Consider the following 25,176-nt stretch of genomic DNA (forward strand, 5'->3'; position numbering starts at 1 on the left):
GTGGAAATCGGATTCCTGATTTCCACTGAAATCCGGTACCTGAGTTCCATTGAAATCGCCGAACCCCGTGCGGTCAGGGGCTTCCGATGGGGGTGTCCGGGTCTGCGGTGAGGGAACGGGCGATGCGGCGGCGGTGCCAGGCGGGGGTGCCCCAGGACTGGCGCAGCGCCGCGGTCTTGGTGAGGTGGCGGTGCAGGTCGTGCTCGGCGGTGTAGCCGATGGCGCCGTGGACCTGCAGGGCGGTGCGGGCGGCGAGGTGGGCCGCCTCGCCTGCGGCGAGTTTCGCGGCGGAGGCGTCGCGGCCGGCGTGCTCGGAGCCCGCCGACAGAGCAGCGCCGCGGATGAGCGGGCGGGCGAACTCCAGCTTGAGCAGCGCGTTCGCCAGGTGGTGCTTGACCGCCTGGAACTCGCCGACCGGGCGCCCGAACTGCTGTCGCTGCTTGACGTGCTCGGTGGCCAGGTCGAGCATCCGGTGACCGAGCCCGAGCAGGTAGGCCGCGCAGCCCAGGACCGCAAGGTCGAAGGCCCGCTCGAACTCCGCTCCGGGGACCTCCTCGCCCCAGGTCGACCCGACCTCGAACAACCGGCGAGCCGGATCGAAGGATTCTTCGCGCCGCAAGGAGATCCCGGACAGAATCCGGGTCGACTCCGGTCCGCACTCGTAGACCTCGTCGGCGAGGTCGGCGTCCAGCGCGCACGGGACGTGCGGCGCGACGACTGCCGTGCGCACCGCCGCGTCGGCGGTGAGGTCCGGCAGCAGCGCGGGCAGCAGCGCCAGCGACTCGATCACGGGCCCGGGAAGCCCGGCGTAGCCGCATTCCTGCAGGCAGAGAGCAAGTTCGACCGGGCCGAGACCGAGCCCGCCGCGCTCCTCGGGCAGCGTCACGCCGGTGACGCCGAGGTCGGCGAGGCTCCGCCACAGCTTGCGCCAGCTCTCGGCGTCCCCGTCGGCCCAGGAGCGGGCGATGGCCGGCACGTCGGCGGCGGTGAACATCGCGCGCAGGGTGTCGGCCATGTCCTGCTGCTCGGGTTCGAGCACGAATCTCATCGCGACCCCCTCGGCAGTCCGAGCACTCGCTCGGCGGCGATGTTGCGCTGGATCTCGTTGGTCCCGGCGTAGATCGGCCCGGCCAGCGAGAACAGGTAGCCCTCGACCCACGAGCTCGTCTCCGCCCCCGGTCCGAGCAGGTCCCAGGCGGTTTCGTGCATCGAGGTGTCCAGCTCGGACCAGAAGATCTTGTTCAGGCTCGCCTCGGCGCCCAGCCCGGCACCGTCGAGCACCTTGGTCACCGTCTCGAACGTCGCCAGCCGGTAGGCCTGAGCGGACACCCACGCGTCGACCACCCGGTCGTCGTCGAGCCCACCGGGCAGCTCGGTCAGCTTCCGGGCGGTGGCCAGGAACCGGCCCGGACTGCGCAGCGTGAGCCCGCGTTCGTTGCTGGCCGTGCTCATCGCGACCCGCCAGCCGTCGCCGACCCCGCCCAGCACGTCGGCGTCCGGGACGAAGACCTCGTCGAGGAACAGCTCGGCGAAGGCGGGTTTGCCGTCGATCCGCTGGATGGGCCGCACCGTGACCCCGGGGGCGTCCAGCGGGAACAGGAAGTAGGTCAGGCCCTTGTGGCGGGGCGCGTCCGGGTCGCTGCGGAACAGGCCGAAGGCGATGTCGGCGAACGCCGCGCGCGAGCTCCACGTCTTGTTGCCGCTGAGCAGCCAGCCGCCGTCGACGCGCCGCGCGGTCGAGCGGATCCCGGCCAGGTCGCTGCCGGCCTCGGGTTCGGACCAGGCCTGCGCCCAGATGTCCTCGCCGGCGGCCATCCGCGGCAGGTAGCGCTGCTTCTGCTGGTCGGTTCCGTGCTCGAAGAGCGTGGGGGCCAGCAGGAAGATGCCGTTCTGGCTGACGCGTCCGGGAGCCCCGGCGGCGTAGTACTCCTCCTCGAAGATCACCCACTGCAGCAGCGAGGCGCCGCGACCGCCGAACTCCTCCGGCCACGACACCACCGACAGCCCGGCCGAGCGCAGCAGTTTCTCCCACTCGCGGTGCGCGGCGAACCCCTCAGCGGTCTCCAGCGACGGCAGCGGCTCGGCGGGCACGTGCTCGCGCAGCCAGGCGCGCACCTCCTCGCGGAAGGCCTGATCGGTGTCCGAGAACTCCAGATCCACGGCTCACCCACGCTCCTCGTTGGACTTCTTCATGCTGCGCGCGTCCATGCCCGCGAGGGAGTCCTCGCCGACCTCGGCGTTGTGCGCGTGGGCGAAGTGGTGCAGCCCGAAGGCGGAGTCCATGCCGCTGTGCATGCCCATCAGGTCCTCGGCCTGGTTGATCGCCTTCTTGGTCAGCGACAGCCCGAACATCGGCATCGCCGCGACGTTGCCCGCCAGGTTCATCGTCGCGTCGGCGAGCTCCTCGCGCGGCACGACCTGGTTGACCATGCCGACCTCGTAGGCCCGCTGCGCGCTCATCCGGTTGCCGGTGAACAGGAACTCCTTGGCGATCCGCGGGCCGAGCTTCCAGGGGTGGGCGAAGTACTCCACGCCGGGGATGCCCATCTTCACCACGGGATCGGCGAAGAAGGCGTCGTCGCTGGCCACGATCAGGTCGCACACCCACGCCAGCATCAGGCCGCCGGCCACGCACGCCCCTTGCACGGAGGCGATGGCGGGCTTGGGCATCTCGCGCCAGCGGCGGCACATGCCCAGGTAGACCTCCTGCTCGCGGGCGAAGCGCGACTCGCCGCCGGAGTGCTTGGTGTGGTCCCACCACAGACCGGCCCGGCGGGGGTAGCTGACGTCGATGTCGCGCTCGGGGGAGCCGATGTCGTGACCGGCGGAGAAGTGCTTGCCCTCGCCGGCCAGCACGATCACCTTGACCCGGTCGTCCTCGCAGGCCCGGTAGAACGCGTCGTCGAGCGCGTAGGTCATCACCGAGTTCTGCGCGTTGCGGTAGTCGGGCCGGTTCATCGTCACCACGGCGACCTGGTCGCGGACCTCGTAGTGGACGACCCCTTGTTCTGCTGCCATCGGGCGCTCCTAGCTCGGCCTTGCGATTGCGGCACGTCGAGGTTAGCCGAACAAGCAAGTGCTTGGTAGAGTGCCGACGCGTTAACGACGCCGAGGAGGCGGTTGTGGACCTCACCGACAGCGCCGAGGAAGCGGCCTTCCGCCGCGAAGTCCGGCAGTGGTTGTCCGAGCACCTGACCGGCGAGTTCGCCGAAGCACGAGGACTCGGCGGACCCGGACGCGAGCACGAGGGATTCGACGTGCGGCTCGCCTGGGACCGGCTGCTCGCCGAACACGGGTGGACGTGCCTGGGGTGGCCCGTGGAGTTCGGCGGGCGTGAAGCCGACGTCGGCCAGCAGATCATCTTCCACGAGGAGTACGCCCGCGCTCAGGCGCCGGTCCGCGTCGGCCACATCGGCGAGGAACTGCTCGGGCCCACCCTGATGGCCTTCGGCAGCCCCGAGCAGCAGAAGCGGTTCCTCCCCGAGATCGTCGGCGCGCGCGAGCTGTGGTGCCAGGGCTACTCCGAGCCCGGCGCGGGCTCCGACCTCGCCAACGTCGCCACCACCGCTCGCCTGGAGGGCGACGAGTGGGTGCTCAACGGCCAGAAGGTGTGGACGTCGATGGCGCACGTCGCCGACTGGTGCTTCGTGCTCGCCCGCACCGACCCCGACCAGCGCCGCCACCAGGGCCTGTCGTACTTCCTGGTGCCCATGGACCAGCCCGGGATCCGGGTCCGGCCGATCATGCAGCTCACCGGCACCTCGGAGTTCAACGAGGTGTTCTTCGACGACGCCCGCACCGCAGCCGGGCACGTCGTGGGCGAGGTCGGGCAGGGCTGGAAGGTCGCGATGGGCACGCTCGGGTTCGAACGCGGCATCGGAACCGTCGACCAGCAGGTCGTCTTCCGCCGTGAGCTCACCGAGATCACCGAGCAGGCCCGCGCCAACGGGGCCCTCGACGACCCGCTGCTGCGCGACCGCATCACCCGCGCCTGGACCGACCTGGAAGCCCTGCGCTGCACCGTCTTCCGACTGCTCGGTGCCGAAGGGCCGCCCGGCCCCGAATCGTCGGTGGTCAAGCTGCTGTGGTCGAACTTCCACCGGGACCTCGGGGAACTCGCCATGGCGGTCGCCGGGCCCAACGGGCTCATCGCCCAGGGCGAGCCCTACGACCTCGACAGCCGTCAGCGGCTGTTCCTGTTCACCCGCGCCGACACGATCTACGGCGGCTCCAACGAGATCCAGCGCAACATCATCGCCGAGCGGGTGCTCGGCCTGCCGCGCGAACCCCGACCCCAGGAGGGCACCCGATGACCCAGGCCCCGCCCGCGCACGGACTGCTCAACGGCAGGACCGCGGTGGTCACCGCCGCGGCAGGCACCGGAATCGGCTCGGCGGTCGCGCGCCGGATGCTCGAAGAAGGCGCGCAGGTGCTCATCAGCGACCGGCACGAGCGCCGGCTCGCCGAGACCTGCGCCGAACTCGCCGAGCTGCCCGGCGCGAAGGTCGCCTCGGTGGCCTGCGACGTCACCGACGAGACCCAGGTGCAGCGCATGTTCGACACCGCGACAAGCACCTTCGGCCAGGTCGACGTGGTGGTCAACAACGCCGGCCTGGGCGGCACGGCCTCGATCCTGGAGATGACCGACGAGCAGTGGGACAAGGTCGTCGACGTCACCCTCGGCGGCACCTTCCGCTGCACGCGCGCCGCGACCCGGCTCTTCCGCGACCAGGGCAACCCCGGCGTCGTGGTCAACAACGCCTCCGTCGTCGGCTGGCGGGCGCAGGCCGGGCAGTCGCACTACGCGGCAGCCAAGGCCGGTGTCATGGCGCTGACCCGCTGCGCCGCGATGGACGCCGCCGAGCTCGGCGTCCGGATCAACGCCGTCGCCCCGAGCCTGGTGATGCACGAGAACCTGGCCAAGGTGACCTCCGACGACCTGCTGACCACGCTCACCGAGCGCGAGGCGTTCGGCCGCTCGGCCGAGCCGTGGGAGATCGCCAACGTGATCGTCTTCCTCGCGTCGGACTACTCGACCTACCTCACCGGCGAGGTCATCTCGGTCTCCAACCAGCACCCATGACCCTCCGGCGCGCAACGCCGCGGCGGCTTTGAGAGGATGGACTCGTGGTCTCGACCAAGCGCTTGTCCGCACGCAACCGCCCGGCGCGGGAGAACGGCTCCGAACGCCGAGCCGAACTGCTCGCCATCGCCGGCGAGCTGTTCGCCACCCGTGGGTTCCTCGCGACCACGGTGCGCGACATCGCCGACGCCGCCGGCATCCTCTCCGGCAGCCTCTACCACCACTTCGACTCCAAGGAGGCGATGGTGGACGAGATCCTGCGCGAATTCCTCGACGACCAGCGGCAGGCCAACGCCAAGATCATCGAGGAGGCCGAGGACCCGCGCACCGCGCTCACCGAGCTGATCAAGCGGTCCTACGCGGCGCTGCGCCAGCACCCGGCCGCGATCGCGATCTTCCAGAACGAGGCCAACTACCTGGCCCAGTTCGAGCGCTTCGACTACCTGCCCGGCGTGGCCGACGAGTTCGAGAAGACCTGGCTCAAGGTCCTCCAGGAGGGGCAGAAGAGCGGGGTCTTCCGGGAAGACCTCAACGCCAAGCTCACCTACCGCTTCATCCGCGACACCGTGTGGACGACAGTCCACTGGTTCAACCCGAGCGGCAAGCTGAGCATCAAGTCCATCGCGGACCAGTACATCAACATCCTCTGCGACGGCATCGTAGCCCGCTGACCAGCGGCAACGAGCCTGCTTGCGCGGGCGATTCCAATTTCGCGCGAAATTCGAGTCCGAACTCCGGAGGTCGAATTTCGCGCGAAATTCGAATCAGGCGCTGAGCGCGCCGGTCCGGCGGAGGGTGTCGCGGGCCTCGGTGATGAGGGTGTCGATGAGCTTCTCGCAGCTGGGGAGCTCGTCGATCATGCCGACGACCTGGCCCGCCGGGAGGACTCCCGCTTCTGGGTGGCCGTCGACCAGAGCTGATTTGATCAGCATGGGGGTGTTGGCCGCCAGGAGGACCCTGTTGAGGGGGAGCTTCTGGGCCTTGCGCATGGCGAGGCCATCGGTGACGAGCTGGCGCCAGGTCATGCCGGTGAGGGCCTTGAAGGCGACCGCCTGGCGCAGCGCGCGGGGGAGCCGTCGCAGCAGGCCCTGCGACTCGGCGGAGTCGGTGAGATCGGTGCGCAGCATCCGGTGCGGCAGACCGTCCACCTTGGACGTGACGACGGTGTCGCCGACCTGCGCTTCCAGGTAGGAGCCCTTGACATCGTCGGGAACCCGGCTGTCCGTGGTGAGCAGGAAGCGGGTCCCCATCGCCACTCCCGCCGCGCCGTAGCACAGCGCGGCGGCCAGGCCGCGGCCGTCGAAGAACCCGCCCGCGGCGATGACCGGGATGTCCACCGCGTCCACCACCTGCGGCAGCAGCAGGGTCGTGGCCACCGCGCCGGTGTGGCCGCCGCCCTCGCCGCCCTGCACCAGCACCGCGTCCGCACCCCACGCCGCGACCTTCTCGGCGTGCCTGCGGGCGCCGATGGACGGGATCACCACGACCCCGGCGTCCTTGAGCTTGCCGATGAGCCGCTGCGACGGCGCGAGCGCGAACGAGGCCACCTTCACGCCCTCGCGGATGAGCAGGTCGACGCGCTCCTCGGCGTCACCCGCGTCGGCGCGCAGGTTCACCCCGAACGGCTCGCCGGTGCGCTCCTTGACCTCGCGGACCGCGTCGGTGAGCTGCGGCAACGTCATCGTCGCCGAGGCCAGCACGCCCAGCCCACCCGCGTTCGCGGTCGCCGAGACCAGGCTCGGGCCGGCCACCCAGCCCATGCCCGTCTGCACGACCGGGTGGCGCACACCGGTCAGGTCGCACAGCGGCGTGCGCAGCAGCTGCTCGGTCACGCCGGAACCTCCTTGTCCCGCAACCCCTTCGGGTCGATCCGGTTCCGGATCAGGGCGAGCTCGTCGTCGGTCGGCGACCGGGTTTCGGCGACCTCGTCGACGGCGAGCTCGAAGCCGGTCTTCTCCCGCACCTCGTCCACGCTCACCCCGGGGTGCACCGAACGCAGCCGCATCGAGCCGTCCGGGCCCTGGAAGTCCAGCACCGCCAGGTCGGTCACCACCACCTGCACGTCGTGGTACTTCGCACCGACCTGACGCGCCCGGTCGTGCCCGACACCGGCCACCAGGTCCACGGATTCGACGAAGATCTTGGTGCTGTGGTTGGGGATCCAGTAGTTCGTGGTGTGGTTGACGGAGTTGCCCGGCGCCCCGCGCACCCCGATCAGCTGCACCTTGGGCTGGGCCCAGTCACCGATGCGGGAGATGTTCTGGTTGCCGAACCGGTCCACCTGCGAAGCGCCCATCATCACCCGGCGCTTCCCGCCCGCCAGCAGGTCCAGGACCTTGCCGTAGGGCAGCCAGCCCTCGACCGCGGCGGTGGACTCCTCGCCCAGCGGCGTCGTCTCGGCGATCAGCATCGCCTCGCCGTCGGAGAGCAGCAGCTCGGGCGCGCTGGTCAGCCGGGCCAGCCGGGCGCCGATCGAGGGGATCGTGCCGAACGGCGAGGCGATGACCGACCCCGCGTCGGCGAAGCTGTCGGCGCAGGCCACCGCGCAGACCTCGGCCCTGGTGATCGTCATGCCGGTACCTCCGCGCGCGCGTGGAACTTCTCGACCGCCGCCTGGTAGTCCGCTTCGTCCCCGTCAAGGAACTCGGCGCGGAACGCCTCCCACTGGCCGGGTTTCGCGCTGGTGACGTAGTGCCGCTGGAACGCCTCGTCGCGGCCGTAGTCGGGCACGCAGCTGGTGAAGTGCGCGCCGTGGGGCGTCTCCACCACGCCCTGCAGGTGGAGGCGGTTGATCAGCAGCGACTGCGGGGGAGCGGTCTCGGTGAGATCCTCGGTCGCGACGATCCGCTCGCAGCTGAGGAAGCTGGTCTCGGCCGCGGCGCACATCAGGTCGTCGAAGTACGGGTCGGGGCCGAGGTACTGGCCGTTGCCGTAGCGGTCGGCGCGGTTCATGTGCACCAGCGCGACGTCCAGGTTCAGCGCCGGCATCGCGACCAGTTCCTCGTCGTCGGCGTAGGGGGAGCGGACGGTGCGCAGCTCCGGGTTCAGCGCCATCACGTCGGAACCGAGCCCGGCGCGCGTGGGCAGGAACGGCAGTCGTGCCGCGGCCGCGCGGAGCCCCGCCAGCACCATGCCCTCGTCGTACTCGGCCACGTCGAGCTCGCCGCGCTGGCGGGCCGACCGGAAGTGCGGGTCGAGCGGGATCGAGTCCAGCGAGACGAAACCGTAGACGACCTTGCGGAGCTTGCCCGCGGCGCACAGCAATCCGACGTCCGGACCGCCGTAGGACACCAGCGTCAGGTCCTCGAGGTCGGAGCGCAGGATCGCGCGCACCAGCGCCATCGGCTTGCGCCGGGAACCCCAGCCGCCGATGCCGATCGTCATGCCGTCGCGCAGGCGGGAGACCACCTCGTCGACGGTCAGCTGCTTGTCCTGCACCTACGCCTCCTTCTCGCGGCCGAACTCGGCGCGGATCTCGTCCGACACCCCGGTGAGGTTGAGCTCGAAGGTGAAGCCCTGCTCGAACCGGTAGCTGCGGTTGACGTCCACCGGGTCGATGCCGTTGAGCGCGGCCTTGGCCTTGCGGATCACCAGCGGGTTCTTGGCCGCGATGTCGGCGGCCACCTCCAGCGCGGCGTCCAGGAGTCCTTCGCGCGCAACGACCTTGTGCACCGAGCCGAACTCGGCCAGCTGCTGCGCGGTGGCCGTCTGTCCGGTGTAGAACATGGCGCGCATCATGTGCTGCGGCACCAGGCGGGACAGGTGCGTGGCCGCGCCGAGCGCTCCCCGGTCCACCTCCGGCAGGCCGAAGGTCGCGTCGTCGCTGGCGACGATCACGTCGGAGTTGCCGACCAGGCCGATGCCGCCGCCGACGCAGAACCCCTGCACGGCGCTGATCACCGGTACCGGGCACTCGTAGACGGCCTTGAACGCCTCGTAGCAACCGTTGTTGACGGCGACGAGCTTGTCGTGGCCGGGATCGGCGGCCAGTTCCTTGATGTCCACACCCGCGTTGAAGCCGCGTCCCTCGGCGCGCAGCACCACGACCCGGGTCTGCGGTTCGGCACCGCTGTCGCGCAGCGCCTCGGCGAGGTCGAACCAGCCCTTGACCGGCAGTGCGTTCACCGGTGGGTGGTCGACGGTGAGGACCACGATTCCGCCGTCCCGCCGTTCGATTTGCGTGCCCATGCCACCTGCCAAACCTAGCACTTGTTTGGTTGGGTTGTTACCGTAGCAACACCGCAGGACACCCCGCCAGGGGCGAGAACGCAGGGAGCGGCGGATGGGCATCGAGATCGACCTCACCGGCCGGGTCGTGCTGGTGACAGGAGGAACGCGGGGTCTCGGAGCGGGCATCGCCGAGACGTTCCTGCGCGCCGGGGCGGAGGTCCACGTCTGCGCCCGCAAACCTGTCGACGAACTTCCCTCGCACGGCTCGGCCACCGCGCACTTCGCGCAGGTCGACGTCCGGGAGAGCGAGCAGGTCGCCGAGCTGATCACCGACATCCGGCAGCGCTCCGGGCGGTTGGACGTGCTGGTCAACAACGCGGGTGGCACTCCGGTCGCCGACACCGCGAGCGCGTCGATCCGCTTGCACCGCAAGGTCGTCGAGCTGAACCTCATCGCACCGCTGCTGCTGGCCCAGCACGCGCGCGACGCGCTCGTGGAGACCAGGGGCTCGATCATCAACATCAGCAGCGTCTCCGGCCGCCGACCGTCACCGGGCACCGCGGCCTACGGCGCGGCCAAGGCGGGCCTGGACAACCTCACCGGCACGCTGGCCCAGGAACTGGCCCCGGACGTCCGCGTCAACGGCGTGGTGGTGGGGCTGGTCAGCTCCGAGGGCCAGGCCGACCACTACGGCGAGACCGATCTGAGTTCGATCGTCCCCCTGGGGCGCCTCGCCGAACCGTCCGACGTCGGCAACGCCTGCCTCTTCCTCGCCTCCCCGCTGGCCGCCTACGTCACCGGCTCGACGATCACCGTCGACGGTGGAGGCGAACGAACGGCCTACCTCAACGCAATCCGCACGTGACCACAACACCCCCAAGACCGTCACCCCTCCCCAAGACGGTCCCCGATTTCAGTGGAACTCCGGTTCCGGGTCTGGATTTCAGTGGAAGTCGGGTTTCCGATTTCAGTGGAAGTTCGGGTTGTGATTTCCACTGAAATCGGGTTGGGGGTGGAGTTCGCAGATGCCGGTGTTGGTTGTCGGCAACGACTTCTAGGAGGACGAACGTGATTTGTGAAGGCAGGGTCGTCGTCGTGACCGGGGGTGCGCGCGGGATCGGCCGTGCGCATGCCGTGGAGTTCGCTCGGCAGGGGGCCAAGGTCGTCGTGAACGACATCGGGGTGCAGTTGGACGGCAGCGGGGGTGACGGGTCCGCTGCTGCGGAGGTCGCCGAGGAGATCCGGGCGCTCGGCGGCGAGGCCGAGGTGCACGGGGCCGACGTCGCGGACTGGGGGCAGGCGCGGGAGCTCGTGGAGTTCGCCGTCGAGCGGTTCGGGCGGTTGGACGTGCTGGTCAACAACGCCGGGTTCGTGCGCGACCGGATGTTCGTCAACATCGCCGAGGACGAGTGGGACCAGGTCATCCGCGTCCACCTCAAGGGCCACGCCGCCACGATGCGGCACGCCGCCCAGCACTGGCGCGACCGCACCAAGGCGGGCGAGACCGTGGAGGCGAGGATCATCAACACCACGTCCGGTGCGGGACTGCTCGGCAGCATCGGCCAGACCAACTACGCCGCGGCCAAGGCCGGGATCATCGCGCTCACCCTCAACACCGCCGCCGAGCTCGCCCGCTACGGCGTCACCGTCAACGCCATCGCACCGTCGGCGCGCACCCGCATGACCGAGACCGTCTTCGCCGACATGATGGCGCGGCCGGACCAGGGATTCGACGACATGGCCCCGGAAAACGTCTCGCCGCTGGTGGCCTGGCTCGGCAGCGCCGACTCCGCCGAGGTCACCGGTCGGGTCTTCGAGGTCGCCGGTGGCGACATCACCGTCGGCACCGGCTGGACCCGAGGGCCCTCGCGCGACGCCGGCCGACGCTGGGACGCCGACGAGCTCGGACCCGTGGTGGCGGAACTGCTGGCCGAGGCCCCCGTTCCCGACCCCGTCTACGGCACCTGAGGAAGCGGGGTGGTACATCTCTTTTTAGGAGATTCGTCAAAACTCGGAGGACAACGGTGAGCGATCGGCACGCGTGGATCGAGCCCGGCGTGGAACAGGTCGGGCCTGGCGTGCACCGGATTCCGCTGCCGCTGCCCAACGACGGACTGCGCGCGGTCAACGTCTACGCCATCGAGGACTCCGACGGGCTGGTGCTCATCGACTCCGGCTGGGCGCTGGAGGAAGCGCGCACGCAGCTGGAGAAGGGCCTCGGCGAGATCGGCTACGACTTCGCCGACGTGCAGCGGTTCCTGGTGACCCACGTGCACCGCGACCACTACACGCTCGCGGTGCAGCTGCGCCGCACCTTCGGTTCCAAGATCAGCCTCGGCGCCGGTGAGCAGCCCACGATGGACGCGATCCTCGAAGGCGGCACCGAACTCGCCGAGATGCGGCGGTTGCAGCGCTGGGGTGCGCAGGAACTGCTCGGCAAGCTCGCCGAGGCCTACGGCGGCGCACCGCCGGAGCGCAAGGGGGAGAACCCCTACGAGCAGCCGGACGAGTGGCTGCACGGCAAGGTCGAGATCCCGCTGGGATCGCGCACCCTGCTCGCGGTGCCGACGCCCGGGCACACCCGGGGACACGTGGTGTTCCTCGACGCCGACTCCTCGACGCTGTTCTCCGGCGACCACATCCTGCCGCACATCACGCCCTCGATCGGCGTCGAATCCGCCCGCCCGGAGCTGCCGCTCGGCGACTTCCTGGACTCGCTGCAGCTGATGCAGACCTACCCGGACCTGCGGTTGCTGCCCGCGCACGGGCCCGTCGGCGGCAGCTCCCACCAGCGCATCGACGAGCTGCTGCGCCACCACGACGAGCGCCTGCAGCAGACGGCCGAGGTCGTCCGCGACGGTGCGGGAACCGCCTACGAAGCGGCCCTCAAGCTCGGCTGGACGCGGCGGAACAAGGACTTCGCCGATCTCGACCTGTTCAACCAGGTGCTGGCGGTCGGCGAGACGAGCGCGCACCTCGACCTGCTGGTCACGCGCGGCGAACTCACCGCCGCTCAGAACGGTGATGTCGTGGAGTACTCAGGCCAGCAGTAGCCGAACGGTCAGTTCGAGCCGGTTGGACACGTCGGTGGCCGAGGCGCGGCGGGTCACCCACGCGACCAGGTTGGACAGCCAGACGTCGCCGATGACCCGCGCGATCGCCCGCTGCTCCTCGGTGGGCTCGTCGGGAGTCATGGCGTGCGTGAACAGCTGCTCCATCAGCAGCGCCACGGTGTCGACCTCGTTGGCGACCGAGGTGTCGGCGAACATGAACGCCCTGGTCATCGCCTCGGTCAGCTCCGGGTTGCGCTGAAGCTGCCGGGTGGTGCGGTTGAGCACGTGCAGCACCCGGTCGTAGGGCGTGTCGCCGGGGATCTTCGACCGGTCCATCTTCTCCTGCTCGCGCGCGAACTCCCGCGCCAAGCCGACCACCAACAGGTGAATCTTGGAGGGGAAGTAGCGGTACAGGGTGCCCAGGGCGACGTCGGCCTTCTCGGCGACCGCGCGCATCTGCACCGCGTCGTAGCCGCCCTTGCTGGCCAGCGCGATGGTGGCGTCGATGATGCGCTTGCGCCGCTCGGCCTGCGCCGTGGTCCCGGTGTTGCTGCCGCCCCGGAGCGCTTCCAGCACGTTCTGCGAGCTTTCCATGGGCGGGGGCTCTCCTTGAACAGTCGACGGACATCAGGTGACGGCGAAGCGTGTTCGTCGCCACGCGGCTCATCGTGCGGGGCTACTAACGGGTTAAGGTAAGCGGGTTACCTCGACCGAAACATGTTCCAGTCTACCCAGCCCGCGGCCCCCGGGCAGTGTGAGGTGAATCGTGCGGATCGCGTTGCTTTCCTATCGAAGCAAGCCGCATTGCGGCGGACAGGGTGTCTACGTCCGCTACCTCAGCCGCGGCCTCGCCGAGCTGGGACATCACGTCGAGGTGTTCTCCGGTCAGCCCTACCCGGATCTGGACCCCGGCGTGGACCTGACGCCCGTGGACAGCCTCGACCTCTACAACGACGACGACCCGTTCCGCACCCCCCACTGGCGCGAGCTGCGCGACCACATCGACCTGCTCGAGGTCGGCACCATGTGGACCGCGGGCTTCCCGGAGCCGATGACCTTCAGCATGCGCGCGGCGCGGCTGCTCAAGGCCCGCTCGCACGAGTTCGACGTGGTGCACGACAACCAGTGCCTGGGTTCGGGTCTGCTCTCCCTGCAGCGCGCCGGGATTCCGCTGGTCGCAACGGTTCACCACCCGATCACCCACGACCGCCGGGTCGACCTCGCCGCCGCCAAGGGCTGGCGCAAGATCACCGTGCACCGCTGGTACGGCTTCACCAGGATGCAGGCCCGCGTCGCCCGCCAGATCCCGCAGCTGCTGACCGTGTCGCAGAACTCCGCGGACGACATCCGCGAGGACTTCGGCGTCGGCCCCGAGCAGCTGCGCGTCGTGCCGCTGGGCGTGGACGCCGAGGTGTTCAAGCCGCCGACCCGGCCGCGCGTCCCCGGTCGCATCGTGGCCATGGCCAGCGCCGACACCCCGATGAAGGGGGTCGGCACGCTGTTGGAGGCCGTCGCGAAGCTGCGCACCGAACGCGAAGTGGAGCTGGTGCTGGTCAGCAAGCTGACCCCCGGAGGCCCGACCGAGCAGCGCATCGAGGAACTCGCCATCGGCGACGTGGTGCGCACCGTCAAGGGCATCAGCGACGAGGAGCTGGCCGAGCTGCTGGGCTCCGCCGAGGTCGCCAGCGTGCCCTCGCTCTACGAGGGGTTCTCGCTGCCGACCGTGGAGGCGATGGCCTGCGGCACGCCACTGGTCGCCAGCCGCGCGGGTGCGATCCCCGAGGTCGCCGGTCCTGACGGGGAGTGCGCCGATCTGGTGCCGCCGGGCGACGCCGAAGCGCTGGCCAAGGCGCTGGCCCGGCAGCTGGACTCGCCGGAGCACCGCACCCGGCTCGGCGCCAACGGGCGCGAGCGGGTGCTGGCCCGCTACAGCTGGAAATCCGTGGCAGCGGCGACCGTCGACTGCTACGCCGAAGCGATCGCGCGCAGCCCGCGCGGTGGGAAGGGAGCAACGCGTTGCTGACGGTGGACTTCGACAGGCTCGGTGTGCGGCCGGGACAGCGGGTGCTGGACCTGGGTTGCGGCGGTGGCCGGCACGCCTTCGAGCTGTACCGGCGCGGCACCGACATCACCGCCTTCGACCAGGACGTCGAAGAGCTGGAGAACGTCGCCGCGATGTTCGCCGCGATGAAGGACGAGGGCGAGGCGCCCGAGGGCGCCAAGGCCCAGACGGTCTCCGGTGACGCGCTGGCCCTGCCGTTCGCCGACGGCGAGTTCGACGTCGTCATCGCCTCGGAGATCATGGAGCACATCCCCGAGGACGAAAAGGCGATGCGCGAGCTCGTCCGCGTGGTCAAGCCGGGCGGGCGCGTCGTGGTCACCGTCCCGCGCGCCTGGCCGGAGCGGATCTGCTGGGCGCTGTCCGACGAGTACCACCAGGTCGAAGGCGGTCACGTGCGGATCTACTCCGCCGACGAGCTGATCGGCAAGCTCACCGACGCCGGGCTGCGCTACGTCTTCCGCGACCACGCGCACGCGCTGCACTCGCCGTACTGGTGGATCAAGTGCGCGGTGGGCACCGACAACAACGATCACCCGCTGGCCAAGGCGTACCACTCGTTCCTGGTGTGGGACATGATGAAGGCGCCGTGGATCTCGCGGACCGCCGAGAGGCTGCTCAACCCGATCGCGGGCAAGAGCATTGCGATCTACCTGGGCAAACCTCGTGCCGGCGCCTGAGCTGCCGGGCGTCGTCTCCGCGGAGGCGCTCGTCCAGACCGGCAAGGCCATCGCGTCCGTTCAGCTCCCCTCCGGGGAGATCCCGTGGTTCCCGGGCGGTCACACCGACCCGTGGGACCACGTGGAGTGCGCGATGGCGCTGTCGGTGATCGGGCAGCTCGCGGAGGCGGAGCGGGCGTACGAGTGGCTGCGCGACTCGCAGCGCTCCGACGGCTCCTGGCCGCTCCAGGTGCGCGACGGCGTGGTCGAGGACGCCGGAGCCGACACCAACTACTGCGCCTACCCGGCGGTGGGCGTCTGGCACCACGTGCTCATCACCGGTGACGACTCGTTCGCCGAGCGGATGTGGCCGATGGTGCGCGACGCCATCGACTTCGTGCTCACCGCGCAGCACCAGCGCGGCGAAATCGACTGGGGCATCGGCGAAGCCGGGCCGACCGGTGAGGCGCTGCTGTCGGGCAGCTCCAGCATCCACCAGAGCCTGCGGTGCGCGCTGGCGCTGGCCGACCGCGTCGGCGTGCCGCAGCCGAGCTGGGAGGTGGCCGTCGGCCGCCTCGGGCACGCGCTGCGCAGGCATCCGGAAGCGTTCACCCCGAAGACCCGGTACTCGATGGACTGGTACTACCCGATCCTCGGCGGTGCCGTGCGGGGCGAGGCCGGGCTGCGGCGCATCGACGAGCGCTGGGACGACTTCGTCGTGCCGGATCTGGGGATTCGCTGCGTCGACGACCACCCGTGGGTTACCGGGGCCGAGACCTGCGAACTCGTGCTGGCGCTCGACGCTCTCGGCGAGCACGACCGCGCGGTGCAGCAGCTGAGCGCGATGCAGCACCTCCGCGATCCCGACGGCTCGTACTGGACGGGTTTCGTCTTCGCCGACGGCAAGCGCTGGCCGGAGGAGCAGTCCTCCTGGACCGCCGCAGCGGTCGTCCTCGCCACCGACGCTCTGACTCGAACCTCGCTGGGCAACGGCATCTTCCGAGGCGAAGGCCTCCCGAGCGGCCTCCCGGTCGAGAACGCCGCCTGCTGCGCCTACGAACGCACCCGTTGACGCAGCACCCCACTCGGCCGACAAAACCACCCGGCCGAGTGGGGTTTTTCGAATTTCGCGCGAAATTGGAATGGCCCGAACCGCGCCACAATTTCGCGCGAAGTTGGAGATGTCTGGGTCAGGGGAGGGTGCCGGGTTCGCCTGCGGTGCGTTCGAGGACTCGGAGGGAGCCCGTGACCCGGGTTTCGGTGAAGGCTCCGGTGGCGAGGGCTCGGCGGTAGATGTTGTAGGGCGCCTGGCCGCCGTCCTCGGGGTTGGGGAAGACGTCGTGGATGACCAGGGCGCCGCCCGGGGTGAGCCAGTGGGCCCAGCCCTCGTAGTCGGTGATGGCGGCTTCCTCGGTGTGCCCGCCGTCGATGAACAGCAAGGTGAGCGGCGTGCGCCAGAACTCGGCGACCTCGCCGGAGCGGCCGACGATGGCCGTGACCTCGTCCTCCAGGCCGGCTCGGGCGATGGTGCGGCGGAACTCGCCGAGGGTGTCGAGCTTGCCGACGGTGGGGTCCACCAGGTCCGGGTCGTGGTACTCCCAGCCGGGCTGGTGCTCCTCGGAACCGCGGTGGTGGTCGACGGTGACGATCCGGCCGCCGGTGTGCCGTGCGGCGGCGCCCAGGAAGATCGTGGACTTCCCGCAGTAGGTGCCGATCTCGACCCCCGCGCCGGTCCCGAGGTAGGTCGTGGCCGTCTCGTGCAGCGCCAGCCCCTCGTCGGTGGGCATGAACCCGGTCGCCTGCTCGGCGAGGTCGAGCAGTTCCGCAGGCATCGACGGGTGGTGCTCGCGGTCGGTGGTCGATCCCTGCGTCACGTGGTGCCTCTTTCGAATCGGTACTGATGCGCGTTGCAGCGTACCCGGTCCACCCGCTAGCTTGTTAGAACATGTTCTAATTCTCGCAGTGCGGGCGCGGACGAGGAGGCGTAGTGCCGATCGCGATCACCGAGGAGCAGCGGGCCCTGCAGGAGTCCATCCGATCGTGGGCCGAGGGGTCGGGCACCGACCCGGTGCGCAAGCTGGAGAACGCCGACGCCCCGGTCTGGCACGAGCAGGAGACCTGGACCGGCCTGACCGAGATCGGCGTGTTCTCCTTGATCACCGAGGGGCTCGGCACGCTGACCGACCTCGCCGCCGGACTGGAGCAGGCCGCCGACGCGCTGGTGCCCGGGCCGGTGTGGTCCACCGCCGTGGCCGTCGCGCTGCTGGGCGACGCCGACTTCGCCGAGGGCCGGGCCACCGCCGCGGTCGCGCTGGAGCCCGGAGAGCTCGTCGGCGCCGAAACAGGTGACGGGCTGGTGGTTTCCGGTCGCGTCGCCGCCGTCGCGGGAGCCGCGGGCGTGACCCACCTGCTGCTGTGCGCCCGGGTGGACGACCGTCCCGCGTGGTTCCTGGTCGAAGCCGAGCGGGCGGAGCTCCGCGCGCGGCCGTCGCTGGACGTGTCCCGGCCGGTCGCGGAGGTCGTGCTGCACGAGGTCACCGTCCCGGCCGCGCGCGTCGTCGGCGACCGGGAGGTGCGCGATCTCGCGGTCACGCTCGCGGCGGCCGAAGCCGTCGGGATCGCCGGCTGGTGCCTGCGCACCGCCGTCGACCACGCGGGCACCCGCGAGCAGTTCGGGCAGGTCATCGGATCGTTCCAAGCGGTCAAGCACCTCTGCGCGCACATGCTGTGCCGGGTGGAGAAGGCCACCGCCCTGGCCTGGGACGCCGCCCGGGCCGCCGAGGACGCGCCGGAGGAGCACCCGCTCGCCGCCGCCGCGGCCGGAGCCGCCGTCTTCGACGCCGCGGTGGAGGTCGCCAAGGACTGCATCCAGGTGCTCGGCGGCATCGGCTTCACCTGGGAGCACGACGCGCACCTCTACCTCCGCCGCGCGCTGGCGCTGCGCCAGATCGTCGGCGGTTCGGCGGGCTGGCGCCGCCGCGTGGCCGAGCTGTCGGCGTCGGGCGTGCGGCGGAGGCTGAGCCTGTCCGCCGAACTCCCCGAGGACCGGCGCGGCGAGATCCGCGGCTCGGTCGAGGAGATCGCGGCGCTTTCCCCGCAGCAGCAGCGGATCCGGCTCGCCGAGACCGGCTATCTCGCCCCGCACTGGCCCCAGCCCTACGGCTGCGGCGCGAGCCCGCACGAGCAGCTGCTCATCGACGAGGAGCTGGATCGCGCTGGGGTGCGACGCCCTGACATGGTGGTGGGCAACTGGGCGGTGCCGACGATCGTCGAGCACGGCACTGATGGCCAGCGCGATCGGTTCGTCTGGCAGACGCTGCGCGGCGAGATCACCTGGTGCCAGCTGTTCTCCGAGCCGGGAGCGGGTTCCGACCTCGCCGGCCTGCGCACCAAGGCCGAACGCGTCGACGGCGGTTGGAAGCTGACCGGCCAGAAGGTGTGGACGTCCCTCGCGCAGGAAGCGGACTGGGGCATCTGCCTCGCCCGCACCGACCCGGACGCGCCGAAGCACCGCGGTATCAGCTACTTCCTGGTCGACATGCGCTCGGAGGGCATCACGGTCCGGCCGCTGCGGGAGATCACCGGCGTGGAGCGGTTCAACGAGGTGTTCCTCGACGACGTCTTCGTCCCCGACGAATGCCTGGTCGCCGAGCCAGGTCAGGGCTGGAAGCTCGCGCGCACCACGCTGGCCAACGAACGCGTCGCGCTCGGTGGCGGGTCGAGCCTCGGTCAGGAGGTCGAACGGCTGCTGGCCGCCTCCGGGGACACCGATCCGTCGCTGCGCGAACGCCTCGGTGGCGCGGTCGTGGACGGCCTGGCCGGTTCGCTGCTGCGCCTGCGGGCGACGCTGCGCAGCCTGCACGGGCGGGGGCCGGGCGCGGAGTCCAGCGTCGAGAAGCTGCTGGGCGTGTGGCACCGGCAGAACGTCGCGGAGCTCGGCGTCGAGATGCTCGGCACCGAGGCGCTGGTGATGGAGGCCGAGCCGGTGCACGAGGTGCTGCTCACCCGCGCGCTGTCGATCGCCGGTGGCACGACTCAGGTGCTGCTCAACGTGGTCGCCGAGCGAATCCTCGGCCTGCCTCGCTGATCGTTCCCGCGGTCGGCTCGCCCTTGCGTGCCGAGTGGCGCGTGCCCGTCGGAGGTCGGTCGGGTGCGGTTGCACGCGGGAAAGCGGATTCGCCGATCGGAGGCGGTTCCCGAGGCTTGCGCCGGGGCTTGCCCAGGCGGTAGAAGTAGAACAAGTTTCACAACGTGGCCAGGGTTGGTCTAGGGGGCGGGATGGAGTTCACGCTCGGAGAGACGCAGCAGGCAGTGCGGGATCTGGCGGCCGAAGTTCTGGCACGGGAGACCGGGCGGGCCGCCGCCTCAACTGGAATCGGTTTCGACGAGTCGGTGTGGAAGGCGCTCGTCGAGTCGGGCTTGCTGTCGCTGCCCGTTCCCGAGCGCCTCGGCGGTGCTGGGCTCGGCCCGCTGGAGGTCGGTCTGGTGCTCGCCGAGGTCGGCAAGGCCGGGGTCGGCGTTCCGGCTCTGGCGACCCTCGCCCTGGGAGTCCTGCCCATCGCCAGGCACGCCGAGCAGGCTCAACAGGAGCGGCTCCTCGCCGAACCGGGACGGGTGTTCAGCGCGGCGCTCAACGAGGTCTCCGATCCGCTGCCCGCGAAACCCCGCGCGGTGGCGGAGGGAACGCGCGTCACCGGGCGCAAGACCGGTGTGCTGCACGCCGACACCGCGCACCGGCTGCTCGTGTCGGCGAGCACCGAGCACGGCCCCGCGATCGTGCTGGTCGATCCGCACGCCGACGGCGTCACGCTGCACTCGGTGAAGTCCTCGGTCGGCACCGAATGGGTCGTCGACCTCGACGGCGTCGACGGTGAAATCCTCGGCGCGCCAGGCGAATCGCTCCTCCACGACGTGCACGCCTGCGCGCTGGCCGGCATGTGCGCGCTCGGCGACGGCGCCGTGGCGGGGGCGCTGGAGCGCACCGCCGAGCACCTGCGCACGCGCCACCAGTTCGGCAAGCCGCTCGCGGCGTTCCAGGCCGTCGCGCAGCAGATCGCCGACGTCTACGTGGTCAACCGGACCCTGCACCTCGCGGCGCTGTCGGCGTCCTGGCGGCTGGGCACCGGGCGCGACGCCGGGGAGGACCTCGACGTCGCCGCGTTCTGGCTCACCGACCAGGCGCCGACGGCGATGCACACCTGCCACCACCTGCACGGCGGGCTCGGCGTGGACATCACCTACCCGATGCACCGCTACTACTCGCAGGTCAAGGACCTGGCGCGGCTCGCGGGCGGCGCCGAGCACCGCGTCGACGTCCTCGCCCGACACGCCTGAGGAGAAGCCGTGTTCATCGAACTCACCGAGGAGCAGCGCGAGCTGCAGGCCGAACTGCGGGAGTACTTCGGCAACCTCGTCACCGACGAGGAGCGGGCAGCCCTCGCCGTGGACCGGCACGACGACGCGCACCGCGCGGTGGTGCGTCGGATGGGCCGCGACGGCTGGCTGGGCGTGGGCTGGCCGGAGGAGTACGGCGGGCGCGGCTTCGGGGACGTCGAGCAGTACATCTTCGCCAACGAGGCCTCCCGCGCCGACGTGCAGCTGCCGTCGGTGACGCTGCAGACGGTCGGGCCGACGTTGCAGACCTACGGGACCGAGGAGCAGAAGTCCTTCTTCCTGCCCAAGATCCTCGCCGGGGACGTGCACTTCGCGATCGGCTACACCGAGCCCGAAGCCGGCACCGACCTCGCCTCGCTGCGCACCACGGCCGTGCGCGATGGCGATTCGTACGTGGTCAACGGGCAGAAGATCTTCACCACCGGCGGGCACGACGCCGACTACATCTGGCTGGCCTGCCGCACGAACTCCGAGGCGCCCAAGCACAAGGGCATCTCGATCCTCATCGTCGACACCAGCGACCCCGGCTACTCGTGGACGCCGATCATCACCGCCGACGGTTCGCACCACGTCAACGCGACCTACTTCAACGACGTGCGGGTTCCGGCGTCGATGCTGGTGGGGGAGCAGGACCGCGGATGGAAGCTGATCACCACGCAGCTCAACCACGAGCGCGTCATGCTCGGCCCGTCCGGTCGCACCGGCGGGCTGCGCGAGCGGGTGCACGCGTGGGCGCGCGAACACGACCTGCTCGAACGACCCGACGTGCGACGGGTTCTCGCCCGGGTGCGAGCGTTCGAGCGGGTCAACGAACTGCTCAACTGGCAGGTCGCGGCCTCGGCGTCGCTCGGTCCGGTGGAGGTCGCCGACGCCTCGGCGACCAAGGTGTTCTCCTCCGAGACCGTGCAGATGCTCGGTCGCGAGCTGGAGGAGATCGTCGGGCGGCACGGTGATCCGTCCGATGAGGACACCGCAGAACTGATGCGATGGCTGGACGTCCAGGCCAAGCGCAACATCGTGCTGACCTTCGGAGGCGGTGTCAGCGAGGTGCAGCGAGAACTGATCGCCACCGCCGGGCTGGGGCTTCCGCGGGTACCGCGCTGAGGAGGGGAGTGTCATGACCAGCACCGAGGCCGACGAGATCCGCTTGGCGGCGAAGCGGATCGCCGAGCGCGGTTCCAGCGCCCCGCGTCCGGCGCGCGATCCGGTCAACCTGCCGATGATCAACAACTGGGTCGAGGCGATGGGCGACGACAACCCCGTCTACACCTCGGCGGAGGCGGCGGCCGAGTCCGTCCACGGTGGACTCGTCGCACCGCCGGCGATGGCGCAGGTGTGGACGATGGGCGGGCTCAACCCGCAGCGCGACCCCGACGACCCGCTCTACGCCATGATGGGCGAGCTCGACGAGGCCGGGTACACCTCGGTCGTCGCGACCAACTGCGACCAGACCTACCACCGCTACCTCAAGCACGACGAGCAGGTCGTGGTCACCACCAAGCTCGACTCGGTGGTCGGGCCGAAGACGACCGGGCTCGGCGAGGGCTGGTTCGTCACCACCCGCAACACCTGGTACGTCGGTGACGAGCCGGTGGCCGAGATGATGTTCCGGGTCCTGAAGTTCAAGCCGGCCGAAGCCAAGAGCGCTGAGGCCGAGCCGGAACCGGAGCCACCGGCCGAGGTCGTCCGGCCCGCGATCAACCGCGACACCGCGTACTTCTGGGAAGGCACGGCCGCGGGCGAGCTGCGCATCCAGCGCTGCGGCGGCTGCGGACTGCTGCGGCACCCGCCTGGGCCGATGTGCCCGGAGTGCGGTGCCACCAAGCGCACGCACCTGGTCTCCGAGGGGCTCGGCGAGGTCTACAGCTACGTCGTGCACCACCGGCCCGCGATCCCGGGCAAGAAGCTGCCGCTGGTGATCGCGCTGGTCGAACTCGACGAGGGCGTGCGGATCCTCGGCGAGCTGCACGACGTCGAGCCCGACGAGGTGACGATCGGGCAGCGCGTCCAGGTCGCCTACCAGCGCATCGACGACGAACTGACCTTGCCGTACTGGAGACCTTCGGAGGACGAATGAGTGACACTTTCGCTTCGCGTGCTCATTCGTCCGACCGGGTGCGGGTGTCCCGCAGAGCACTGGAGGCAGCATGACTTTGGCGCACACCCTCTCGGCGGGCGAGGTCGCGGTCGGCGACGCGTTGCCGGAGGAGCGCATCGAGGCGACTCCGACCTTCATCGTCAGCACGGCCATCGCCACCCGCGACTTCCAGGACGTGCACCACGACCGGGACCTGGCGCAGGCCAAGGGATCCCAGGACATCTTCCTCAACATCCTCACGACGACCGGCCTGGTGCAGCGCTACGTCACCGACTGGGCCGGACCGGAGGCGCTGGTGCGCGGGGTGTCGATCAAGCTCGGCGTGCCCTGCTACGCCTACGACACCCTGACCATGCACGGACAGGTCCTGGAACGCGGTGACGACGTGTTCGTGGTCGAGGTGCTGGGCCGCAACCAGCTCGGCACCCACGTCACCGGCCGGGTTCGGCTGGAACTCCCGGAGGTGGCCCGATGATCTCAGGAAAGACCGCCATCGCAGGCATCGGCGCGACCGAGTTCTCCAAGGATTCCGGGCGCAGCGAGCTGCAGCTGGCCGCCGAGTGCGTGCGCGGTGCGCTGGCCGACGCCGGGATCCAGCCGTCCGATGTGGATGGTCTGGTGACCTTCACGATGGACACCAACACCGAGGTCGCGGTGGCCCGCGAGGTCGGCATCCCGAACCTGAGCTACTTCAGCCGCATCCACTACGGCGGCGGCGCGGCCTGCGCCACCGTGCAGCAGGCGGCGATGGCGGTGGCGACCGGGATGGCCGAGGTCGTGGTCTGCTACCGCGCCTTCAACGAGCGCTCCGGGCAGCGGTTCGGCCAGTTCAACGCCGGGCTGTCCGGGCAGGCGACCTCCACGGGCGTCGACAACAGCTGGTCCTACCCGATGGGCCTGGGCACGCCGGGCGCGCAGGTGGCCATGTTCGCCCGCCGCTACATGCACTCCTACGGCGTGACCAGCGAGGACTTCGGCCGCATCGCGGTCGCCGACCGCAAGCACGCCGCCACCAACCCGCACGCCTGGTTCTACGAGCGGCCGATCACCCTGGAGGACCACCAGAACTCGCGGTGGATCACCGAGCCGCTGCGGTTGCTGGACTGCTGCCAGGAGAGCGACGGCGGGGTCGCGCTGGTGGTGACCAGCCTGGACCGCGCTCGCGACCTGGCCCACCCGCCCGCGGTCGTGGTGGGGGCGGCTCAAGGGAGCGGACCGGACCAGTTCACCATGACCAGCTACTACCGCGACGACCTCACCGGCCTGCCGGAGATGGGTCTGGTGGCGCGGCAGCTGTGGGAGCAGTCCGGGATCGGTCCGCAGGACGTGCAGGTGGGCATCCTCTACGACCACTTCACGCCGTTCGTGCTGGTCCAGCTCGAAGAGCTCGGGTTCTGCGGCCGAGGCGAGGCCAAGGACTTCATCGCCGACGGAGCCATCGAGCACGGCGGGCGGCTGCCGCTGAACACCCACGGCGGTCAGCTGGGGGAGGCCTATATCCACGGGATGAACGGCATCGCCGAGGCGGTCCGCCAGATCCGGGGAACGGCGGTCAACCAGGTCGATGACGTCGACAACGTCCTCGTGACCGCGGGAACCGGCGTCCCCACCAGCGGACTGGTCCTCACTTCGAACTGAAACATGTTGTAGATTTTGCCGCGTTGGGCGGTATGATGTAGCGCGTAGCAGCATGTGAACCGGGTCCAATGTGAGAGGGAACCTGTTCCAGTCGGTGGTTCGGGGAGGTCGAATGCTCAGTGCCGAGACCCGGGAAGGGCTCGCCGAGCGGTTGTGGCGGGCCGAGCGGGATCGGGCCCCGATCCCGCCGCTGGTCGAGTCGCACCCGGACATCGACGTGGTCGACGCCTACGAGATCCAGCTGATCAACATCCGCCGCCGCGACATCGCGGTCGCCGGGCACAAGGTCGGACTGTCCTCGCCGGCGATGCAGCAGATGATGGGCGTCGACGAACCCGACTACGGGCACCTGCTGGCCGACATGCGGTTGGCCGAGGACGTTCCGATCGATGCCCGCGCCTACTGCTACCCGCGGGTGGAGGTCGAGGTCGGATTCCTGCTGGCCGAGGACATCCCGCCGGACTGCGACGAGCAGGGCGTCCTCGACCGCACCGAGACGCTGATCCCCTCGATCGAGCTGATCGACAGCCGGATCCGCGACTGGCGGATCGGCATCGCCGACACCATCGCCGACAACGCCTCCTCCGCCGGCTACGTGCTCGGAGCCCAGCGGGTGGCGCCCGCCGAGCTCGACCCGCGAGGCATCGACGCCGTCCTGCACCGCAACGGCGAGGTCGTCGCCGAGGGCCGTTCCGACGCGGTGCTGGGCAACCCCGCCACCGCCGTGGCCTGGCTGGCCAACAAGGTCGCCAAGTTCGGAGTCCGGTTGCGCGCCGGGAACGTCGTGCTGCCCGGATCCTGCACCCGCGCCATCGACCTGCGGCCCGGAGACGTGTTCCGCGCCGAGTTCACCGGTCTCGGCACCGTCGGTCTCACCGCGAAACCCTAGGAGGTGTTTCGAAGTGGCGGAGCCACTTTCTCTTTCGGTGAGTGGGCAAGCAATTCGCACCGCCGGAGGTTCTGAGGGGCTTCGTGGCGAGCACGCCGCGACGCCGTGTATTTGGCATACATCAGGAGTGGCG

25 protein-coding genes are annotated in these 25,176 nt (G+C 70.3%); 16 read left to right on the forward strand and 9 right to left on the reverse strand.

Features of this window, described 5'->3' with window-relative positions:
* Nucleotides 1-73: 73 nt before the first annotated feature.
* The 3 genes from AB0J78_RS25050 to AB0J78_RS25060 are packed head-to-tail and all read right to left on the reverse strand — an operon-like array spanning nt 74 to nt 3,018.
* Nucleotides 74-1,048: an acyl-CoA dehydrogenase gene (locus tag AB0J78_RS25050; protein WP_363792989.1), complete on the reverse strand. Its 975-nt coding sequence runs from the start codon at nt 1,046-1,048 to the stop codon at nt 74-76.
* A complete protein-coding gene (locus tag AB0J78_RS25055; protein ID WP_363792991.1) occupies nt 1,045-2,160 on the reverse strand; it encodes an acyl-CoA dehydrogenase family protein in 1,116 nt (371 codons plus the stop codon). The genes AB0J78_RS25050 and AB0J78_RS25055 overlap by 4 nt, the downstream gene beginning before the upstream one ends.
* A gap of 3 nt (nt 2,161-2,163) precedes the next feature.
* Complete coding sequence (locus AB0J78_RS25060; protein ID WP_363792993.1) at nt 2,164-3,018, reverse strand: enoyl-CoA hydratase; 855 nt, start codon at nt 3,016-3,018, stop codon at nt 2,164-2,166.
* 104 nt (nt 3,019-3,122) lie between these two features.
* Between AB0J78_RS25060 and AB0J78_RS25065 the strand changes: the two genes are divergently transcribed.
* The 3 genes from AB0J78_RS25065 to AB0J78_RS25075 are packed head-to-tail and all read left to right on the forward strand — an operon-like array spanning nt 3,123 to nt 5,754.
* Entirely contained in the window at nt 3,123-4,313 is a 1,191-nt protein-coding gene (locus AB0J78_RS25065; RefSeq protein WP_363792995.1) for an acyl-CoA dehydrogenase family protein, read from the forward strand.
* Nucleotides 4,310-5,083 carry an SDR family oxidoreductase gene (locus AB0J78_RS25070; RefSeq protein WP_363792997.1) on the forward strand — a complete coding sequence of 258 codons (774 nt, stop codon included), beginning with the start codon at nt 4,310-4,312 and terminating at the stop codon, nt 5,081-5,083. Before AB0J78_RS25065 ends, AB0J78_RS25070 begins: the two co-directional genes overlap by 4 nt.
* Nucleotides 5,084-5,127: 44 nt before the next feature.
* Nucleotides 5,128-5,754, forward strand: a complete 627-nt coding sequence (locus tag AB0J78_RS25075) for a TetR/AcrR family transcriptional regulator (protein ID WP_363792999.1) — start codon at nt 5,128-5,130, stop codon at nt 5,752-5,754.
* A 93-nt stretch (nt 5,755-5,847) separates the two neighbouring features.
* Here the strand turns inward: AB0J78_RS25075 and AB0J78_RS25080 are convergent, their stop codons facing one another.
* The 4 genes from AB0J78_RS25080 to AB0J78_RS25095 are packed head-to-tail and all read right to left on the reverse strand — an operon-like array spanning nt 5,848 to nt 9,271.
* Nucleotides 5,848-6,900 (reverse strand): nitronate monooxygenase, encoded by a 1,053-nt coding sequence (locus AB0J78_RS25080; protein WP_363793228.1) that lies wholly within the window; start codon nt 6,898-6,900, stop codon nt 5,848-5,850.
* Nucleotides 6,901-6,911: 11 nt separating this feature from the next.
* On the reverse strand, nt 6,912-7,655 hold the full coding sequence (locus tag AB0J78_RS25085; protein WP_363793001.1) for a CoA-transferase: 744 nt from the start codon (nt 7,653-7,655) through the stop codon (nt 6,912-6,914).
* Nucleotides 7,652-8,521 (reverse strand): CoA-transferase, encoded by an 870-nt coding sequence (locus tag AB0J78_RS25090; RefSeq protein ID WP_363793003.1) that lies wholly within the window; start codon nt 8,519-8,521, stop codon nt 7,652-7,654. The genes AB0J78_RS25085 and AB0J78_RS25090 overlap by 4 nt, the downstream gene beginning before the upstream one ends.
* A complete protein-coding gene (locus AB0J78_RS25095; protein WP_363793005.1) occupies nt 8,522-9,271 on the reverse strand; it encodes an enoyl-CoA hydratase family protein in 750 nt (249 codons plus the stop codon).
* 94 nt (nt 9,272-9,365) lie between these two features.
* Here AB0J78_RS25095 and AB0J78_RS25100 point away from each other — a divergent pair, with 94 nt between their 5' ends.
* From AB0J78_RS25100 to AB0J78_RS25110, 3 genes are all read left to right on the forward strand, one after another.
* A complete protein-coding gene (locus AB0J78_RS25100) occupies nt 9,366-10,118 on the forward strand; it encodes an SDR family oxidoreductase (protein ID WP_363793007.1) in 753 nt (250 codons plus the stop codon).
* 206 nt (nt 10,119-10,324) lie between these two features.
* Nucleotides 10,325-11,221 carry an SDR family oxidoreductase gene (locus tag AB0J78_RS25105; RefSeq protein ID WP_363793230.1) on the forward strand — a complete coding sequence of 299 codons (897 nt, stop codon included), beginning with the start codon at nt 10,325-10,327 and terminating at the stop codon, nt 11,219-11,221.
* 56 nt (nt 11,222-11,277) lie between these two features.
* Nucleotides 11,278-12,306, forward strand: a complete 1,029-nt coding sequence (locus tag AB0J78_RS25110) for an MBL fold metallo-hydrolase (protein ID WP_363793009.1) — start codon at nt 11,278-11,280, stop codon at nt 12,304-12,306.
* Here the strand turns inward: AB0J78_RS25110 and kstR are convergent.
* Nucleotides 12,292-12,900 carry a cholesterol catabolism transcriptional regulator KstR gene (gene kstR, locus AB0J78_RS25115; RefSeq protein WP_363793011.1) on the reverse strand — a complete coding sequence of 203 codons (609 nt, stop codon included), beginning with the start codon at nt 12,898-12,900 and terminating at the stop codon, nt 12,292-12,294. The genes AB0J78_RS25110 and kstR overlap by 15 nt on opposite strands.
* Before the next feature lie 172 nt (nt 12,901-13,072).
* On the opposite strand from kstR, the gene AB0J78_RS25120 reads away from it, so the two are divergent.
* From AB0J78_RS25120 to AB0J78_RS25130, 3 genes are read left to right on the forward strand one after another with little or no spacing between them, the layout of a single operon-like run.
* Nucleotides 13,073-14,329: a glycosyltransferase family 4 protein gene (locus AB0J78_RS25120; protein WP_363793013.1), complete on the forward strand. Its 1,257-nt coding sequence runs from the start codon at nt 13,073-13,075 to the stop codon at nt 14,327-14,329.
* Nucleotides 14,330-14,331: 2 nt separating this feature from the next.
* The gene (locus tag AB0J78_RS25125; RefSeq protein WP_363793232.1) at nt 14,332-15,045 is read left to right on the forward strand and encodes a methyltransferase domain-containing protein; all 714 of its coding nucleotides are present in this window, start codon (nt 14,332-14,334) and stop codon (nt 15,043-15,045) included.
* Nucleotides 15,032-16,096, forward strand: a complete 1,065-nt coding sequence (locus AB0J78_RS25130; RefSeq protein ID WP_363793015.1) for a prenyltransferase — start codon at nt 15,032-15,034, stop codon at nt 16,094-16,096. The genes AB0J78_RS25125 and AB0J78_RS25130 overlap by 14 nt, the downstream gene beginning before the upstream one ends.
* Before the next feature lie 118 nt (nt 16,097-16,214).
* Here the strand turns inward: AB0J78_RS25130 and AB0J78_RS25135 are convergent, their stop codons facing one another.
* On the reverse strand, nt 16,215-16,898 hold the full coding sequence (locus AB0J78_RS25135) for a class I SAM-dependent methyltransferase (protein ID WP_363793017.1): 684 nt from the start codon (nt 16,896-16,898) through the stop codon (nt 16,215-16,217).
* Nucleotides 16,899-17,011: 113 nt separating this feature from the next.
* On the opposite strand from AB0J78_RS25135, the gene AB0J78_RS25140 reads away from it, so the two are divergent.
* The 7 genes from AB0J78_RS25140 (at nt 17,012) to AB0J78_RS25170 (ending at nt 25,043) form a co-directional block, all read left to right on the forward strand.
* On the forward strand, nt 17,012-19,111 hold the full coding sequence (locus tag AB0J78_RS25140; protein ID WP_363793019.1) for an acyl-CoA dehydrogenase: 2,100 nt from the start codon (nt 17,012-17,014) through the stop codon (nt 19,109-19,111).
* A gap of 191 nt (nt 19,112-19,302) precedes the next feature.
* The gene (locus tag AB0J78_RS25145) at nt 19,303-20,358 is read left to right on the forward strand and encodes an acyl-CoA dehydrogenase family protein (protein WP_363793021.1); all 1,056 of its coding nucleotides are present in this window, start codon (nt 19,303-19,305) and stop codon (nt 20,356-20,358) included.
* Between the two features lie 9 nt (nt 20,359-20,367).
* Nucleotides 20,368-21,522 carry an acyl-CoA dehydrogenase family protein gene (locus tag AB0J78_RS25150; RefSeq protein WP_363793023.1) on the forward strand — a complete coding sequence of 385 codons (1,155 nt, stop codon included), beginning with the start codon at nt 20,368-20,370 and terminating at the stop codon, nt 21,520-21,522.
* 13 nt (nt 21,523-21,535) lie between these two features.
* Nucleotides 21,536-22,495: an OB-fold domain-containing protein gene (locus tag AB0J78_RS25155; protein ID WP_363793025.1), complete on the forward strand. Its 960-nt coding sequence runs from the start codon at nt 21,536-21,538 to the stop codon at nt 22,493-22,495.
* Nucleotides 22,496-22,565: 70 nt separating this feature from the next.
* Nucleotides 22,566-22,991, forward strand: a complete 426-nt coding sequence (locus tag AB0J78_RS25160; RefSeq protein WP_363793027.1) for a MaoC family dehydratase — start codon at nt 22,566-22,568, stop codon at nt 22,989-22,991.
* Complete coding sequence (locus AB0J78_RS25165; protein WP_363793029.1) at nt 22,988-24,154, forward strand: lipid-transfer protein; 1,167 nt, start codon at nt 22,988-22,990, stop codon at nt 24,152-24,154. The genes AB0J78_RS25160 and AB0J78_RS25165 overlap by 4 nt, the downstream gene beginning before the upstream one ends.
* 112 nt (nt 24,155-24,266) lie before the next feature.
* A complete protein-coding gene (locus AB0J78_RS25170; RefSeq protein WP_363793031.1) occupies nt 24,267-25,043 on the forward strand; it encodes a 2-keto-4-pentenoate hydratase in 777 nt (258 codons plus the stop codon).
* The last annotated feature ends 133 nt before the right edge of the window (nt 25,044-25,176 follow it).

The sequence above is a fragment of the Saccharopolyspora sp. NPDC049426 genome (genome assembly GCF_040676935.1).
Taxonomy (GTDB): Bacteria; Actinomycetota; Actinomycetes; order Mycobacteriales; family Pseudonocardiaceae; genus Saccharopolyspora.

What these genes read in the sequence shown, in the direction of transcription:
- AB0J78_RS25145 (WP_363793021.1), top strand. Translation starts at nt 19,303, where the DNA reads ATGGAGTTCACGCTCGGAGAGACGCAGCAGGCAGTGCGGGATCTGGCG.
- AB0J78_RS25170 (WP_363793031.1), top strand. Translation starts at nt 24,267, where the DNA reads ATGCTCAGTGCCGAGACCCGGGAAGGGCTCGCCGAGCGGTTGTGGCGG.
- AB0J78_RS25060 (WP_363792993.1), bottom strand. Translation starts at nt 3,018, where the DNA reads ATGGCAGCAGAACAAGGGGTCGTCCACTACGAGGTCCGCGACCAGGTC.
- AB0J78_RS25165 (WP_363793029.1), top strand. Translation starts at nt 22,988, where the DNA reads ATGATCTCAGGAAAGACCGCCATCGCAGGCATCGGCGCGACCGAGTTC.
- AB0J78_RS25100 (WP_363793007.1), top strand. Translation starts at nt 9,366, where the DNA reads ATGGGCATCGAGATCGACCTCACCGGCCGGGTCGTGCTGGTGACAGGA.
- AB0J78_RS25085 (WP_363793001.1), bottom strand. Translation starts at nt 7,655, where the DNA reads ATGACGATCACCAGGGCCGAGGTCTGCGCGGTGGCCTGCGCCGACAGC.
- AB0J78_RS25160 (WP_363793027.1), top strand. Translation starts at nt 22,566, where the DNA reads ATGACTTTGGCGCACACCCTCTCGGCGGGCGAGGTCGCGGTCGGCGAC.
- AB0J78_RS25095 (WP_363793005.1), bottom strand. Translation starts at nt 9,271, where the DNA reads ATGGGCACGCAAATCGAACGGCGGGACGGCGGAATCGTGGTCCTCACC.
- kstR (WP_363793011.1), bottom strand. Translation starts at nt 12,900, where the DNA reads ATGGAAAGCTCGCAGAACGTGCTGGAAGCGCTCCGGGGCGGCAGCAAC.
- AB0J78_RS25155 (WP_363793025.1), top strand. Translation starts at nt 21,536, where the DNA reads ATGACCAGCACCGAGGCCGACGAGATCCGCTTGGCGGCGAAGCGGATC.
- AB0J78_RS25050 (WP_363792989.1), bottom strand. Translation starts at nt 1,048, where the DNA reads ATGAGATTCGTGCTCGAACCCGAGCAGCAGGACATGGCCGACACCCTG.
- AB0J78_RS25070 (WP_363792997.1), top strand. Translation starts at nt 4,310, where the DNA reads ATGACCCAGGCCCCGCCCGCGCACGGACTGCTCAACGGCAGGACCGCG.